General features: G+C 71.8%; 16 protein-coding genes and 1 tRNA gene. 13 read left to right on the top strand and 4 right to left on the bottom strand.

Translation table 11 applies throughout. The features are described 5' to 3' along the window. The first annotated feature begins 32 nt into the window (after positions 1 to 32). Positions 33 to 1,364, top strand: coding sequence for a sensor histidine kinase (locus ACQKIP_RS13440; RefSeq protein WP_365861459.1), 1,332 nt, complete (start codon positions 33 to 35; stop codon positions 1,362 to 1,364). Positions 1,365 to 1,527: 163 nt separating this feature from the next. On the opposite strand, the gene ACQKIP_RS13435 is transcribed toward ACQKIP_RS13440, so the two are convergent. Next, positions 1,528 to 2,796, bottom strand: coding sequence for a PucR family transcriptional regulator (locus ACQKIP_RS13435; protein WP_365861457.1), 1,269 nt, complete (start codon positions 2,794 to 2,796; stop codon positions 1,528 to 1,530). A gap of 125 nt (positions 2,797 to 2,921) precedes the next feature. Here ACQKIP_RS13435 and ACQKIP_RS13430 point away from each other — a divergent pair, with 125 nt between their 5' ends. Beyond that, a complete protein-coding gene (locus ACQKIP_RS13430) occupies positions 2,922 to 3,794 on the top strand; it encodes an SGNH/GDSL hydrolase family protein (RefSeq protein ID WP_365861455.1) in 873 nt (290 codons plus the stop codon). Positions 3,795 to 3,869: 75 nt separating this feature from the next. Continuing rightward, the gene (locus tag ACQKIP_RS13425) at positions 3,870 to 4,799 is read left to right on the top strand and encodes a LysR family transcriptional regulator (RefSeq protein WP_365861453.1); all 930 of its coding nucleotides are present in this window, start codon (positions 3,870 to 3,872) and stop codon (positions 4,797 to 4,799) included. Here the strand turns inward: ACQKIP_RS13425 and ACQKIP_RS13420 are convergent. Beyond that, entirely contained in the window at positions 4,757 to 5,302 is a 546-nt protein-coding gene (locus ACQKIP_RS13420) for a GNAT family N-acetyltransferase (protein WP_365861451.1), read from the bottom strand. The genes ACQKIP_RS13425 and ACQKIP_RS13420 overlap by 43 nt on opposite strands. 99 nt (positions 5,303 to 5,401) lie before the next feature. Between ACQKIP_RS13420 and ACQKIP_RS13415 the strand changes: the two genes are divergently transcribed. The 4 genes from ACQKIP_RS13415 to ACQKIP_RS13400 all read left to right on the top strand — a co-directional run bounded on the left by ACQKIP_RS13415 (position 5,402) and on the right by ACQKIP_RS13400 (position 8,422). Further along, on the top strand, positions 5,402 to 5,656 hold the full coding sequence (locus ACQKIP_RS13415; protein ID WP_365861450.1) for a hypothetical protein: 255 nt from the start codon (positions 5,402 to 5,404) through the stop codon (positions 5,654 to 5,656). An 11-nt stretch (positions 5,657 to 5,667) separates the two neighbouring features. Next, positions 5,668 to 6,852: an SPFH domain-containing protein gene (locus ACQKIP_RS13410; RefSeq protein ID WP_365861449.1), complete on the top strand. Its 1,185-nt coding sequence runs from the start codon at positions 5,668 to 5,670 to the stop codon at positions 6,850 to 6,852. Between the two features lie 51 nt (positions 6,853 to 6,903). After that, positions 6,904 to 7,488, top strand: coding sequence for an HhH-GPD-type base excision DNA repair protein (locus ACQKIP_RS13405; RefSeq protein ID WP_365861447.1), 585 nt, complete (start codon positions 6,904 to 6,906; stop codon positions 7,486 to 7,488). Positions 7,489 to 8,275: 787 nt separating this feature from the next. Further along, positions 8,276 to 8,422: a hypothetical protein gene (locus ACQKIP_RS13400; protein WP_365861445.1), complete on the top strand. Its 147-nt coding sequence runs from the start codon at positions 8,276 to 8,278 to the stop codon at positions 8,420 to 8,422. Positions 8,423 to 8,478: 56 nt separating this feature from the next. Here the strand turns inward: ACQKIP_RS13400 and ACQKIP_RS13395 are convergent, their stop codons facing one another. Continuing rightward, the gene (locus ACQKIP_RS13395; RefSeq protein WP_365861443.1) at positions 8,479 to 10,080 is read right to left on the bottom strand and encodes a helicase HerA-like domain-containing protein; all 1,602 of its coding nucleotides are present in this window, start codon (positions 10,078 to 10,080) and stop codon (positions 8,479 to 8,481) included. Between the two features lie 138 nt (positions 10,081 to 10,218). Between ACQKIP_RS13395 and ACQKIP_RS13390 the strand changes: the two genes are divergently transcribed. Beyond that, positions 10,219 to 10,515 (top strand): type II toxin-antitoxin system VapB family antitoxin, encoded by a 297-nt coding sequence (locus tag ACQKIP_RS13390; RefSeq protein WP_003955420.1) that lies wholly within the window; start codon positions 10,219 to 10,221, stop codon positions 10,513 to 10,515. Between the two features lie 121 nt (positions 10,516 to 10,636). Beyond that, positions 10,637 to 11,287 carry a LytR C-terminal domain-containing protein gene (locus ACQKIP_RS13385; protein ID WP_365861441.1) on the top strand — a complete coding sequence of 217 codons (651 nt, stop codon included), beginning with the start codon at positions 10,637 to 10,639 and terminating at the stop codon, positions 11,285 to 11,287. A 51-nt stretch (positions 11,288 to 11,338) separates the two neighbouring features. Here ACQKIP_RS13385 and upp read toward each other — a convergent pair whose 3' ends face one another. Beyond that, positions 11,339 to 11,974 (bottom strand): uracil phosphoribosyltransferase, encoded by a 636-nt coding sequence (gene upp / locus ACQKIP_RS13380; RefSeq protein WP_160505979.1) that lies wholly within the window; start codon positions 11,972 to 11,974, stop codon positions 11,339 to 11,341. A 151-nt stretch (positions 11,975 to 12,125) separates the two neighbouring features. On the opposite strand from upp, the gene ACQKIP_RS13375 reads away from it, so the two are divergent. From ACQKIP_RS13375 to ACQKIP_RS13360, 4 genes are all read left to right on the top strand, one after another. After that, on the top strand, positions 12,126 to 12,311 hold the full coding sequence (locus ACQKIP_RS13375) for a hypothetical protein (protein WP_361193515.1): 186 nt from the start codon (positions 12,126 to 12,128) through the stop codon (positions 12,309 to 12,311). Between the two features lie 204 nt (positions 12,312 to 12,515). Next, entirely contained in the window at positions 12,516 to 13,085 is a 570-nt protein-coding gene (locus ACQKIP_RS13370) for a hypothetical protein (RefSeq protein ID WP_365861439.1), read from the top strand. Between the two features lie 132 nt (positions 13,086 to 13,217). Then, a complete protein-coding gene (gene tadA / locus ACQKIP_RS13365) occupies positions 13,218 to 13,649 on the top strand; it encodes a tRNA adenosine(34) deaminase TadA (RefSeq protein ID WP_365861571.1) in 432 nt (143 codons plus the stop codon). A gap of 80 nt (positions 13,650 to 13,729) precedes the next feature. Continuing rightward, positions 13,730 to 13,814 (top strand) — tRNA-Ser (locus ACQKIP_RS13360). Positions 13,815 to 13,966 lie beyond the last annotated feature (152 nt).

Here is a 13,966-nt window from a genome sequence, read left to right as displayed (position 1 = left end):
GCGCGGGCGGCGCCGCCTCCTATCCTCGCCGGGTGAGTACCACCAGTCGCACCCGCCACTTCCGCAACACCGTGAGCAACTGGGCGCTGCTGCCCTCCGGCGACGGCGGTATGGCGCAGAGACTCCCGGCGCAGCCCGTACGGAGTTCGCCCCGTCTGTCGCCGCGCGTCGCGGACGTGGTCCTCGTGGTCCTCGCCCTGGTGCCCGCGCTGATCAGCAATTTCCAGAACCCCTACATAGGACCGTCGGCGCAGTGGGTGAACCTGCTGCTCGCCGCGGTGAGCCCGCTGCCGCTGCTCGTACGGCGCCGGGCCCCCGAACTCGTGCTGGCCGCCGGTCTGCTCGCCAAGATCCTCCAGATCTCGCCCTTCGTGACGCCCCTCGCCTACTACGCGGTGGGCGCCTATCGCGGGCCGCACAGCCGCCGGGCCGTGTGGGCCTCCGCCGGGATCGGGCTCGTGGTTCTCGCGCCCTGGGACGCGGCGGCGTGGTCCAGCTTCCGGACGCTGGCGCTCTGGTTCTCGGTGAACTTCGTCCTCTCCTGCCTGGTGCCGCTGCTCCTGGGGCTCTACGCGGGCGAGCGGCGGGCCGTCGTCGCCGGTCTCGTCGAGCGGGCGGAGCGTGCCGAGCGCGAACAGCGGCTCGTCGCCGAGGCCGCGCGGGAGGAGGAGCGCCGGCGTATCGCGGGCGAGATGCACGACGTGGTCTCCCACCAGGTGAGCCTGATCGTCGTCCACGCCAACGCGCTCAGCGCCGTCGCCCACGACCCGCAGGTGACGGGCGAGACCGCGGAGATCATCCAGACCGCCGGGCGGCGGGCCCTCACCGAGCTCCGCGAGATGCTGGGGCTGCTCAGGAACAGCCCGGCCGCCGGGTCCGACGCCGCCCAGGAGGAGTCGGAGGGCGCGTCCGCCGAGCAGCGGCCCGTCCCCGGCACGGTCGTCGACAGGATCACCGAACTCGCCGACGGCTCACGGTCCGCCGGTCTTCCCGTCACCGTGCTCGTCGAGGGCGAGCCGCAGCCGCTGGCGGAGCCGGTCGAGCGGGCCGCGCACCGGGTCGTACAGGAGGCCCTGACCAACGTGCACAAGCACGCGCCCGGCGCCACGACGCGGATCCATCTCGCGTTCGACGCGCGAACCGTGCGGGTGTGGATCGTCAACGGTCCGCCCGGAAGGCCCGCGGAACCGGCTGCCGACGGTGCGCCGCTGCTGCCCAGCGGGGGACACGGCCTCATCGGTCTGACGGAGCGGGTCCGCCTGGCCGGGGGCACCATCGAGTCCGGGCCCACCGGCGACGGCGGCTTCCGGATCGACGCAGCGCTGCCCACCTCGGTGAACGGGGCGGCACCGGCGGCGGCTTGAGGCGCTCAGGTCAGGCTCACGGACAGGTCCTTCGCGATCTCGGAGTTGCCGCGGCCCCGGCCGACCGCCACGGCGACCTCGCGCTCGCGTCCGGTCAGCTCCGCCATCCGACCTGACGGCCCACCGCGCCTGGATCGAGCGGGTCACCGCGAAGTGACCCCGGTCAGGGCTTTACGGCCGCGTCGTACGCCGTCAGCGCCGCCCGCAGGGTGAGCAGATCCGTGTGGGCGGTGAGGTCGAGGCCCGTCAGGGCGGCGATGCGGCGCAGGCGGTAGTCCACCGTGTTGGGGTGGACGTGCAGGCGCGATGCCGTCTCCCGGCGGTCCAGGTTGGCCGCGAAGTACGTGCGCAGGGTGGCCGTGAGGTCCGGGCCCTCCGCCAGCGGGGAGAGCAGCGCGGCCAGGTGGGCGCGGGCGGGGCTCACGCGGGTGAGCTGGTAGTCGAGGAGCAGCGACGTCAGGGGGTAGACGCCCGGCGGCCGTCCGGTGCCCGTCGCCGTGTCGCGCAGCTCGGTGGCCAGGCGGACCGCCTGCGGGACCCCGGCGGGCGTACTCGCGGCGACGCCCGCCGTCAGGGGCACTCCGCTGACGGTGATGAGGGATGCCGTCAGCTTCTCCAGGCGGGCCCGCTCGGCGTCGGGTGCCTGGTCCGGGGCGGTGTCCGACGGGATGAGCGCGAGGCCCTCGTCGGCGGACAGGCGGGAGAGCACGGGGTGGCCGAGGGCGCGGTCGAGCTCCGTGCGCAGGCGTCTGATCTTGCGCCGGGACGCCACGGTGGCGTCGACGTCGGCGCGGTCCTCGTCGGGGTGGCGTCCGATGGTGAAGGCGAGCGCCAGGTAGCAGGGCGGGAGGCGTATCCCCAGGTGGGCTGAGTCCAGATGGGCGGAGTCCAGGTGGGCGGAGTCGAGATGGGCGGAGTCCAGGTGCGCGCCTCCGCCGTCGAGCTTGCCGTCGAGAAGGGCCGACAGGACGGTGTGCCGGGCCGCGTCGCGCTCGCCGATCAGTGACTGGCTCTCCTCGACGTATCCCGCGGTGACGGCGGCCGTGATCTCGCGCAGGCAGTCGAGCAGGAGCCGGTGGGCCTCGATCAGTTCGTGCGGTTCGGCGGTCGCCGTCACTTCCTCGACGCAGATGCCGGCCCCGTAGTGATAGGCGCTGACGACGGCCTCCACGGGGAGGCGTTCCTCCGCGCGCCTGGCCGCCGAGACCCGCACCTTCTCCAGGAACTCCGGGGGCGGCATGCGTTCCGTGCGCAGCACTTCGGCGAAGGCGCGGATGGTCATGCCGACGATGGTCCGTACGTCTCCGTGCAGTTCCTCGGCGGGCAGCCTTCCGTAGACCGGCAGGTCGTCGGCGATGCGCCGGGTGACCCTCGCGGCGAGGCCCGGCACGTCGGCGATCAGGAAGCGGCCCACGCTTTTGTCACCGGTCACAACTGCCCCCTCGCAAAGTCTGGTCGCGCGCCCACATCGCGGGGGCCGGGATGGCCCGGATCATAAGGGCGTCCGTTACCGCCGGTACACCCCACGCTTCCCTCGCACCCCACTCAGGAGAGCCCGTGCGCCCCACACGCGCCCGTACCACCACCGCAGCCATGGCCGCCGCGCTGACCGCCTGCCTCCTCTCAGCGGCTCCGGTCGGCGCGGTGTCCTCGAAGGCCGACGAACCGCCGGACAAGCCCCTGGAGTACGTCGCCATCGGCGACTCGTTCGCGGCGGGGCCCCTCATCCCGGACCAGAACCAGCTGTCCTGTCTGCGCTCGGCCCGCAACTACCCGGCGGTCGCCGCCGAGGCGCTGGGCGCACGGCTCACCGACGTCAGCTGCTCGGGCGCGAAGGTGAGCGACTTCTCCGGCCGCCAGTTCGGCCTGCTCGCGCCCCAGTACGAGGCGCTGAAGCCGAGCACCGACCTGGTGAGCGTGACCATCGGCGGCAACGACGTCAGCCTCGTCGCCACCGCGCTCGGCTGCGTCAATCTCCTGCCCAAGCCCACCGGCATCTCCTGCGCCGACACCGCGGCGAGCAAGGGCGACCCCACCGCGAAGGCCATCGACGCCTGGAGCGCCACCTTCGGCAAGGCCCTGGACGAGGTGCACCGCCGGGCCCCGAACGCGAAGATCGTCGTCGCGGGTTACGCCACCTACATCCGCGAGGACGGCTGCTGGCCCACCCAGCCCATCTGGGACAAGGACGGCAACTACCTCCAGGCGCGCGTGAACCAGCTCAACGGCGTCCTCGCCGCCCAGAGCAGGGCCCACCACGCCACCTACGTCGACACCGCCGCCGTCAGCGCCGGTCACGACACCTGTGCCGCACCGTCCGAGCGCTACATCGAGGGCCTGGTGCCGACGAGCGTCGCGGCGCCGCTGCACCCCAACGCGCGCGGTATGGCGGCTTTCGGAAAGGCGGTGGCACAGGCGGCCCGCGGTTAGCCATTAACCGTTCGCCGTTAGCAGTTGGCCATTAGCCCTACATGACGATCGAGCCGCATGGTTAAGCTCGGCTGCATGCTTGATACGCGGCGCATGCAAGTCCTCCGGGCGGTCGTCACCAGCGGCTCCGTGACCGCCGCGGCGCGCAACCTCGGGTACACGCCCTCCGCGGTGAGCCAGCAGATGGCGGCCCTGGAGAAGGAGGCGGGCATCGCTCTCCTGGAGCGGACGGGACGCGGGGTGCGGCCGACGGACGCCGGTCGGCTGCTCACCGAGTACGCGGTCACCATCGGCAGGCAGCTCGCGGAGGCGGAGACCGCGCTCGCCGGGCTGCGGGCCGGGCGGACGGGCCGGGTCTCCATGCGGTACTTCACCACGGCCGGGGCGCGGCTCGTCGCCCCGGCGCTCGCCGCGCTGCGGAGCGCGCAGCCCGGCGTACAGGTCGAGTTGAAGCTCTCCGACCCCGACGACCCGATGCCGCAGGTGCGGGACCGGCAGGTGGATCTCGCGCTCGTGGTCAGGCCGCGGGGCGAACCGGGCGTCGACGGCGTGCGGTTCGAGCATCTCCTGGACGACCGCTTCCACGCCGTACTGCCTGCGGGGCACCCTCTCGCGGCCGACCGGCTGCTCGACATGGCGGACCTCGCCGACGAGCCATGGGTGGCGAGCGAGTCGCCGGGGCCCTGCCTCGACCCCATCCTGGAGGCATGCGGCGCGGCCGGCTTCAGCCCGGACTTCGTGGTGGAGAGCGGGGACTACGCCACGGCGCAGGGCTTCGTCGCCGCGGGTCTCGGCGTCAGCCTCGTACCGGAACTGGGCCTCGACGCGCCCCACCCCGGTGTCGTCGTCCGCGAGGTCCGCAACCCGGTGCCCGTCCGGTCGATCTACGCGGCGGTGCGCGGCCCGGCACCCGACCGCCCGGCGGTGCGCGGCCTGCTCGACGCGCTGCGGGCCGCGGCGGCTCAGACCGCCCCGTCCGCCTCGCCCGGCTCCGGGGCCGCGTAACAGCGCACGATGACCGTCTGCCCGGGGCTCCAGTGCTGCTCGCCGGTGCCGAGGAAGCGCCAGCCCGTACGTTCGTAGAGCGCGGTGGCCGAAGTGTCGGACTCGACGACGTCCAGGACGGGGAAGAGACCCAGCTGCCCGGCCTCCTCGACGACCCGCGCGAGGAGCCGCGCCCCGAGCCCGTGCCCGCGGGCCCACGGCGCCACGAACAACCGGCTGACCACGGCGATCCCAGCGTCCGGCACGCCCTCGCGCTCGCTCCACAGCACGGGCGCCACGTCGTCCCCGCCCTGGCGGCAGAGCACGACATGTCCGGCCACCCGCCCGTCGAGCTCGGCGACCCAGGCCCCTGCGAGCGAGCCCCCCGTCAGCCAATCCACCGCCCGCTCGGGCCAGTTGACGGGGTATCCGTCGGCCGCGTGCACTTGGGCGAGCGCTTCCACGCAGGCGGGCAGGTCGGGAGCGTGGCGAGGGCGGACGCGGACGGCCGTGGCGTGACTCATGCCCCCATCCTCCCCCGCGCGCAAAGGCCTTTTCCGTGCTCCCGACGCTATGGTCAGGATTCAGACAGAGCCTGCATGACATGGGGGAGGCGGCCGCCAATGGCGCCGGATGAGGCTGTGATCGGCTGTACCGGTGAACTCGTCATCGGTACGCGCGGATCCGCGGGGCCCGGAGAGGTCCTGGTGCGGATCCGAGGGGGTTCCGAGACGTTTCTCGCCTGGTCCGACGAGCCGCTGCCGTACGGCGCCGCAGTGCTCGTGATCGAGTCGCGGGGCAGCCGCCAGGTCGATGTCATCAAGTGGGCGGACCCGTTGGACGCGTTGACCGGCGACGGTGCCGGCAGCGCCGGTTGAGGAGTCGATCGATGTTCGGTTACCGCGTTCCCGCCCCCGACGAGGCGATGTTGATCTCCGGCGGACGGCGAGGCCTCGGCGGCGCGCCCTTTCGCGTCGTGACGGGCCACGGCAAGTTCGTCCTGCCCATTTTCCGCAAGACCCGCTTCCTCACGCTCTCCATGTGCGAGGCGGAGGTCGTCGAGCACTGCGTGACCCGGCAGGGCATCGCCCTCAAGGTGCGGGCCGTGATCGCCTTCAAGGTCGGCAACGACACGGAGAGCATCGTCAACGCCGGTCAGCGCTTCCTTTCCGACCAGGACCAGATGTCCGTCCTGACCGGCCGTATCTTCGCCGGTCATCTGCGGTCCATCATCGGCTCGATGACGGTCGAGGAGATCGTCACCGAGCGGCAGAAGCTCGCCACCGAGGTCCTGGACACCTCGAAGTCCGAGATGGCGAAGATCGGTCTGCACGTGGACTCGCTCCAGATCCAGTCGATCGACGACGGCGACACGGGCTACATCGACGCCATGTCCGCGCCGCACAAGGCCGCCATCCAGCGCCAGGCGCAGATCGCCCAGGCGCAGGCGACACAGGCCGCGGCGGAGGCCGAGCAGGAGGCGGCGCGCAACCAGGCGGAGTACGCGCGCAAGACCGCGATCGTGCAGGCCCAGTACTCCGCCGAGGTCGAGCAGGCGCAGGCGAGGGCCGCCCAGGCGGGGCCGCTCGCGGAGGCGCACGCACAGCAGGAAGTGCTCGACGCGCGCACCGAACTGGCCGAGCGCGCGGCCCAGTTGCGCCAGCAGCAGCTGGTCGCCGAGGTGGTCAAGCCCGCCGAGGCGGACGCCGAGCGCATCCGGGTCCTTGCGCTGGCCGAGGCCGAGCGGATGAAGATCCAGGCGGAGGCGGCGGCGTCGTACGACCGTGTCGCGCTCGACCGGATGCTGATCGACCAGCTGCCGCAGATCGTGAAGGAGGCGGCGAACGGCCTCTCCGGTGCCAACGTCAACGTCCTGAACGGCGCGGACGGCCTCGGCGAGATCGCGGCCGGGCTCGTCGGCCAGGGCCTGACGATCCTGGACTCGGTACGCAACAACCTCGGTACGTCCGAGGGCGAGGGCAAGCCTTCGGACCTCAAGCGGTACCTGGGGGCGCCGGGGAACCGCGGGCAGGCGGACGGCGGCAGGAACGACGGGCCCGTGGAGATCCAGTAGCCGTACGGCTCCTGCCGTGCGGAGCCCCGGCGGCCGGGGGAGGATCGCCCCATGGACGTCACCCTGCACCTGGCACAGCAACCGGAAGCCGACGAGCTGCTCGGCCGCAGTCCGCTGGCCGCGCTCGTCGGCATGCTGCTCGACCAGCAGGTACCGATGGAGTGGGCCTTCGCGGGCCCGCACACGATCGCGCGGCGGCTGGAGGCGGACGATCTCGACGCGCACGAGATCGCCGCGTACGACCCCGACGAGTTCGCCGCGCTGCTCTCCGCCAAACCCGCGGTGCATCGCTATCCGGGGTCGATGGCCAAGCGGATCCAGCAGCTGTGCGGGTATCTGGTGGAGCACTACGACGGTGACCCCGCCGCCCTGTGGGAGGGGGCCGCCTCCGGCAAGGAGCTCCTGAAGCGCCTGAACGACCTCCCCGGCTTCGGCAAGCAGAAGTCCCAGATCTTCCTGGCCCTCCTGGGCAAGCAGCTGGGCGTACGTCCCACGGGCTGGCGGGAGGCGGCGGGCGCCTACGGCGAGCCGAACGCGTACCGCTCGGTCGCGGACATCACGGACCCGGAGTCCCTCCAAAAGGTCCGCACCCACAAACAACAACTAAAAGCAGCAGCCAAGGCCTCCGGCCAGTAACCCCAACCGGGCCCCCCGCACCAACCCCTGACCGAACAACCTTTCCCGCCCCCCACCCGTGTGCCCCGCAGCGACGGGACCGCTGGCCAGCACGGCGCAACCACGGGAGCCCGGCCCCACACACGACGGCCCGCACCCGGCATCGAGACGCGAGGGGACGTGTCGGTATTTCCGCCCGGAGCACGGCAAGCACCACTCCCCAGCCGAAGGAACCGGGCGGCGCCCACCCGATGGCGAGGACGGACATACCGACGCGGCCCCGCACCCACACACGCACCGGCACCGCCCCCGGACGCACCGGCACCCGCACCGGCACCGGCATCCGCACCCAGCGGCCCTAGCCCAACTGGGCCAATCTCGGCGCAGGGCAACACCAAGCGGCCCCCCTCGGGGGACATGACCCCATATGAGCCGCGCCGCATCGCCCCGCCCCGCGTGGCTGCGAGCTGCCCTCATCCTGCTGGCACTCCTGGGCACAGTCCTCGCCCCCGCGACCCCCGCAGAAGCCGCCCCCGCCCCACCCCCCGCGGCCGTCTCCACCGAGCCCGCGGGCGAGGCCCACCAGGACACCACCGACAGCGCACTCCGCGTACCCGCAAGGCGCCCCGCTCCCCACACCACCCCGGCCGTACGCCACCCCCGCGCCGCACACCGAAGCCGCCCAAGCCCCACACGTAGCCGCACGCACTGCCCCGCCCCACGCTCCGTCGTCCTGCGCTGCTGACAGTCCCGCCCCGGACTGGCCCCCCCACTCAGCAGCAGCGAACCCAGGACAGGACAGACACCCATGCCCATCGACCCGTACGCAGCCCTGCACGCCCTCCTCCGCGCCGAAGCCGTACGCAACGCGCCCCATCCCGCGCCCGCGCCCGTCAAGGCGCAGACAGAGGACGAGGAGGACCACAAGGAGAACCCGGCCCAGACAGACCGCTGACCCCGACCGGCGCAGACGCGACCGGCGCAGACGCGAACGTCAGGCCCCCGTCGGCCTCAGCGTCTGCGCCGGGCAGTCCCGAACACGGACCGCGAGATCTCCCGCCCCAGCTGCGTCCCCAGCGACCGCGCCAACGACTTGAAGATCCCGCTCCCGACCACCTGATCCACCACGGACCCCCGCCCCTGCTCCCGCCCCTGCCCCGCAGGCCCAGCCGCAGGCTTCTCCGCCGCCTCCGCCGCCTCAACCTCGGCGGACGCCGCCCGCGCGGCCAACTTCTCGAACGCCGACTCCCGATCCACCGCCTCCGCATACCGCCCGTACAGCAGCGACCCCTTCACCGCCCCTTCGAGCGCCCCCGCCTCCACCGGCCCCATCAGCGACTCCGGCGCCCGCAGCCGCGTGACCGCCACCGGCGTGGGCGCGCCCTTCTCGCTCAGAACGGTGATCACCGCCTCGCCGGTACCGATCGTCGTCAGCGTCTCCGCCAGGTCGTACGCGGAGTGCGGAAAGGTCCGTACGGTCGCCTTCAGCGCCTTCTCGTCGTCCGGAGTGAACGCCCGCAGCGCGTGCTGGACCCGGTTGCCCAGCTGGGCGAGCACATCGCCCGGTACGTCCTTCGGCGTCTGCGTCACGAAGAAGACGCCGACCCCCTTCGAGCGGATGAGCCGCACGGTCTGGGTGATCGCCTCCAGGAACGCCTTCGACGCCCCGTTGAAGAGCAGATGCGCCTCGTCGAAGAAGAAGACGAGCTTCGGCTTCTCCAGGTCGCCCACCTCGGGCAGGTCGTTGTAGAGATCCGCGAGCAGCCACATCAGGAACGTCGAGAAGAGCTGCGGCTTGTCCTGCACGGCGGGCAGTTCGAGGACCGACACCAGACCGCGCCCGTCCGGCGCCGCCCGCAGGAATTCGCTCGTGTCGAACTCCGGCTCCCCGAAGAAGTCCCCCATGCCCTGCGCCTCGAAGGCGGTGAGCGCCCGCAGGATGACGCCCGCGGTGACCGTGGAGAGCCCGCCGATCCCCTTGAGCTCGGGCTTTCCCTCGTCCGACGTCAGGAACGTCACCACGGCCCGCAGGTCCTTCAGGTCGACCAGTTCAAGCCCTTTCTGGTCGGCGTAATGGAAGATCAGGCCCAGCGACTGCTCCTGGGTCTGGTTGAGCTGGAGGACCTTCGAGAGGAGTACGGGGCCGAAGCTCGTGATCGTCGCCCGCACCGGAGTCCCGGTCCCGATCCCGCCCAGCGCGTAGAACTCGCTGGGGAAGCCCGTGGCCTCCCACGTCTGCCCGACCTCGCGGGCCCGCTCGGCGACCTTCTCCCCGGCCTCTCCGGGCATCGAGATCCCGGAGACGTCTCCCTTGACGTCGGCGAGGAACACCGGCACGCCCTGCGCCGCGAGCTGCTCGGCGATGAGCTGGAGGGTCTTCGTCTTTCCCGTGCCGGTCGCGCCCGCGACGAGCCCGTGCCGGTTGAGCATGGCCAGGGGGATGCGGATCTGGGCGCCGGGCAGGCACTGCCCGTCCCACAGGAGCGCGCCGAGATCGAGCGCGGGCCCGTCGAAGGCGTACCCGGCGGCGATCTCCACGGCCTCCTGAGCCGTCACCCCCGCGACAGAAGATGACTCGTTAGAGGGGTTCGCGCCCCCCGCAGTGGACGGCATCGGCCGGCTCTCGCTCACTTCTGCCCCTGTTCCCGGCTCGGGTCTTTCCGAAATGCCCTCATTTACGGCGTCATTTCCCAGACTCGCACTCCGTCGCCATGGCTGCGCCCGGAGAGCCTTGCCCGGTAGGCTTTCCGTGTGATCTTCAAGCGCATCGGAAACGGCCGGCCGTACCCCGACCACGGCCGGGAAAGCACCCGGCAGTGGGCGGACGTCGCGCCGCGCCCGGTCCGCCTCGATCAGCTCGTGACGACCAAGGGCCAGCTGGACCTAGAGACGCTCCTCGCGGAGGACTCGACGTTCTACGGCGACCTCTTCGCGCACGTGGTGAAGTGGCAGGGCGACCTCTACCTGGAAGACGGACTGCACCGCGCGGTCCGCGCGGCGCTCCAGCAGCGCCAGGTGCTGCACGCCCGCGTCCTCGAACTGGGCTGATCCGCTTCCGGCGGCGCCGCCGCCGGACGCCCGTGCCCTCATTGGCCCTTTTGGGTTGGACTGGGCCCGAGTCAATGATCATTTAGTAGGCATCGCGGCGTCGCCGCACTACGCTGCGCCCATGAGCATGCTCACTCCCCCCGGCATGGGCGGCAAGTACCGCATCACGGGTTCCAAATATCCCCGTATGCGCCGGAACCGCGGCCGTCGCCGGATGGTGCTCGCGGTGATCGCGTCCGTCGTCGCGGTCGGCCTGATCGGCTGGGGAACGTTGCAGCTCATCGACGTCTTCACGGGCGGCGACAAGGCCACGGCGGCGAGCAAGCGCGGCAACTGCCCGGCCGGGCGGCCCAGCGCGTCGGCCGGGCCGACCGCACCCAAGGCACTTCCGAAGCCGGGCGACATCAAGGTCAACGTCTACAACGCCACGCCCCGCGGCGGCCTCGCCAAGGACGTCGCGGCCGAGCTGAAGAAGCGCGGCTTCACCGTCGGCAAGGTGGACAACGCCCCCAAGGAGTACGACAAGAAGGTCAAGGGCACCGGGATACTGCTCGGCCCCAAGTCCGCCGAGCAGAGCACGCTGCCCGTCCTCGGCACGCAGCTCGCGGGCACCGAGAGCCGCACCGACGCCCGCAAGGGCGGCGAGGTGGACCTCATCCTGGGCACGAAGTTCAAGGATCTGGCAAAGAAAGAGGACGCCGACAAGGCCCTGGCGGTACTCGCCAAACCCAAGCCGGCGCCCTCGACGTCCGACGGCAAGAAGGCCTGCTGAGCCTTCGCCTGCTGCTGCGCCCTGCTGCGTGCGCCCTGCTGCTGCGCGGTGCTACTCCGCGGTGCCGTACATCCGGTCGCCCGCGTCGCCCAGGCCCGGCACGATGTAGCCGTTCTCGTTGAGCCGCTCGTCGACCGAGGCCGTCACGACCGTCACCGGCGTGCCCGCGAGCTCGCGCTCCATGACCTCGACGCCCTCGGGGGCGGCGAGCAGCACCACGGCGGTGACGTCGTCGGCGCCGCGCTTGATCAGTTCCTGGATGGCCGCGACGAGCGTGCCGCCCGTGGCCAGCATCGGGTCAAGGACGTACACCTGGCGGCCGGAGAGGTCCTCCGGCATGCGGGTCGCGTACGTCGACGCCTGGAGCGTCTCCTCGTCGCGGATCATCCCGAGGAAGCCCACCTCGGCGGTGGGAAGCAGCCGCACCATGCCGTCCAGCATGCCGAGCCCGGCGCGCAGGATCGGCACGACCAGGGGGCGCGGGTGGGACAGCTTGACGCCGGTCGTCGGGGTGACCGGGGTCTCGATGTCGACCTGCTCCGTGCGCACGTCCCGGGTGGCCTCGTACGCGAGCAGGGTGACCAGCTCGTCGGCGAGCCGCCGGAAGGTAGGGGAGTCGGTGCGCTTGTCGCGCAGCGTGGTGAGTTTGTGCGCCACCAGCGGGTGGTCGACGACGTGGATCCGCATGCCTTCAACAGTAACCGCGCCGCGGACCCCCCTGTCTCCCCCCGTGACAGGCCGTTCCCGTCCCTTCCCGCACCTCTGGAAACAGCCCGCGCTCGCATCAAACCCGCCGTTCGGGGGAAAGTGGACGTACGACCTGGGGTTGGTGATGCCCATGCCGGACAGAGATCCGGGCGGCCGAGAGCCGGACCGCGAGACCGATGCCGAGCGCCGGCGCCGACGCGCCCAGTTCCTGCACGAGAGGGCCGAGGCGATCGAGCTCCGCGAGCGTGTGAAGCCGCGCCGCGCCCGGGCGGCACGCATGCGTCAGCAGATGCGCATGCGCACGTTCCGCTGGTAGCGACCACCTCTCAGGCAGGCATCGGGAAGGTGTCCGTGCAAAGCGACGCGGACACAGCGGGCGGAAGACCTCTCCTTGAGCCGTGGTTTCTGCCACGATTCCGAGTGGGCGGGGCTTGGAACAGCAATTCCCCGCTCCCCGAACTCGCCGGGGGGACACCCGAACCGTCAACCGGCACTGTCTATGACCAGTGGGAGAGTCACGGTGTACTTCGCCGCACTGCTCGCGCGCACCGAAGACGGGTGGGAAGCGAGCGACACGGAGCTCGACGATGTGGAGAGCCTGTCGGATCTCGCCGACCTGGCCCGCGAGGCCACGGCCGGAAGCGCTGAGGACGACACCGTCCTCGTCTTCATCGAACAGGAGGACGCCTGGTTCGGCGTCGTCCGCGTCGACGGTGAGGAGGACCCTCGTATCTACGTCTCGGACGCGGCCGCGGCCGCCCGGAGTTCGTACGGCGAGATCCTGCTCACCGACGAGATGCTCGGCCGTGAGCCGGGCGACGACCCGGGTGTCGACCTGGACGCCCTCGACCTGGACGGCACGGAGGACGGCGAACCGACCGACTCCGACGCCGCCCCCGATTCCGCCGCCGACGACGATTCGGGGGACGCCGCGGACGACGCGGTGCCCGCGGGCCCTCTCGGCGACCCGGAGCTCCTGACCGACCTCGGCGTGCCCGAGAAGGAGCTGCTCGGTCTGGAGCCCGGTGACGCCCTCAGCGACATCGCCGAGATCCTCGGGGCGGCGGAGGTGCTCGAGACCGTCCGCTAGGGCCGGTCGTCAAACTCCCGTCGTCCGCGCGGTGACCGATAGGTTCCCGGTGTGACCGACCGGAACGACCGCATCCCCCCGCCCGAATCCGAACCGGAACCCGATCCCGTACGCGACCGCTGGCGGGCGCCCATGCGGCTCGCCCTGGAAGAGGCCGAACTGGCCGTCCGGGGCGGCGATGTGCCCGTCGGCGCCGTCGTGCTGTCCCCGGACGGCACGACGGTGCTCGCGGCGGGCCACAACGAACGTGAGGCGACCGGCGACCCGACGGCGCACGCGGAGGTGCTCGCCGTCCGCCGGGCCGCCGCAGCGCTCGGCGAGTGGCGCCTGACCGGCTGCACGCTGGTGGTGACCCTGGAGCCCTGCACGATGTGCGCGGGCGCGCTCGTCCAGTCCCGGATCGACCGGGTCGTCTACGGAGCGCGGGACGAGAAGGCGGGCGCCGCGGGCTCCGTCTGGGACGTCGTGCGCGACAGAAGGCTCAACCACCGCCCCGAGGTGATCGGGGGCGTCCTCGCGGAGGAGACCGCGGGGCTGCTCACGCGCTTCTTCCGGGGGCGCTGAGGGGTCGCTGCGGGGCCGCCGAGGGGGCACTGCGGGGGCGGATTTCTGACCACGGCCCTCTTTGGGCTAGAGTTCCTCTCGGTAGCGTGTCCGAGCGGCCGAAGGAGCTCGCCTCGAAAGCGAGTGTGGGGAAACTCACCGTGGGTTCAAATCCCACCGCTACCGCTCTTACAACGAAGGCCCCGTCCGCGAGGACGGGGCCTTCGTTGTTTTCGGCGTTCTTCGGCGTTCTTCGGCGTTCTTCGGACGGATTGGTCGGGGGAAGCGGCATCGGGGGGACAAGCCGCTCCCCCCGATGAGGACTGGAACCCTCAAGC

This window comes from Streptomyces sp. NPDC059900 (assembly GCF_050270335.1).
Lineage (GTDB): Bacteria > Actinomycetota > Actinomycetes > Streptomycetales > Streptomycetaceae > Streptomyces.
This window is presented reverse-complemented; position numbering and strand designations above follow the sequence as displayed.

What these genes read in the sequence shown, in the direction of transcription:
- ACQKIP_RS13375 (WP_361193515.1), top strand. Translation starts at nt 12,126, where the DNA reads ATGCCGGACAGAGATCCGGGCGGCCGAGAGCCGGACCGCGAGACCGAT.
- ACQKIP_RS13410 (WP_365861449.1), top strand. Translation starts at nt 5,668, where the DNA reads ATGTTCGGTTACCGCGTTCCCGCCCCCGACGAGGCGATGTTGATCTCC.
- ACQKIP_RS13415 (WP_365861450.1), top strand. Translation starts at nt 5,402, where the DNA reads ATGGCGCCGGATGAGGCTGTGATCGGCTGTACCGGTGAACTCGTCATC.
- ACQKIP_RS13395 (WP_365861443.1), bottom strand. Translation starts at nt 10,080, where the DNA reads ATGCCGTCCACTGCGGGGGGCGCGAACCCCTCTAACGAGTCATCTTCT.
- ACQKIP_RS13385 (WP_365861441.1), top strand. Translation starts at nt 10,637, where the DNA reads ATGAGCATGCTCACTCCCCCCGGCATGGGCGGCAAGTACCGCATCACG.
- tadA (WP_365861571.1), top strand. Translation starts at nt 13,218, where the DNA reads ATGCGGCTCGCCCTGGAAGAGGCCGAACTGGCCGTCCGGGGCGGCGAT.
- ACQKIP_RS13425 (WP_365861453.1), top strand. Translation starts at nt 3,870, where the DNA reads ATGCTTGATACGCGGCGCATGCAAGTCCTCCGGGCGGTCGTCACCAGC.
- ACQKIP_RS13420 (WP_365861451.1), bottom strand. Translation starts at nt 5,302, where the DNA reads ATGAGTCACGCCACGGCCGTCCGCGTCCGCCCTCGCCACGCTCCCGAC.
- ACQKIP_RS13400 (WP_365861445.1), top strand. Translation starts at nt 8,276, where the DNA reads ATGCCCATCGACCCGTACGCAGCCCTGCACGCCCTCCTCCGCGCCGAA.
- ACQKIP_RS13405 (WP_365861447.1), top strand. Translation starts at nt 6,904, where the DNA reads ATGGACGTCACCCTGCACCTGGCACAGCAACCGGAAGCCGACGAGCTG.
- upp (WP_160505979.1), bottom strand. Translation starts at nt 11,974, where the DNA reads ATGCGGATCCACGTCGTCGACCACCCGCTGGTGGCGCACAAACTCACC.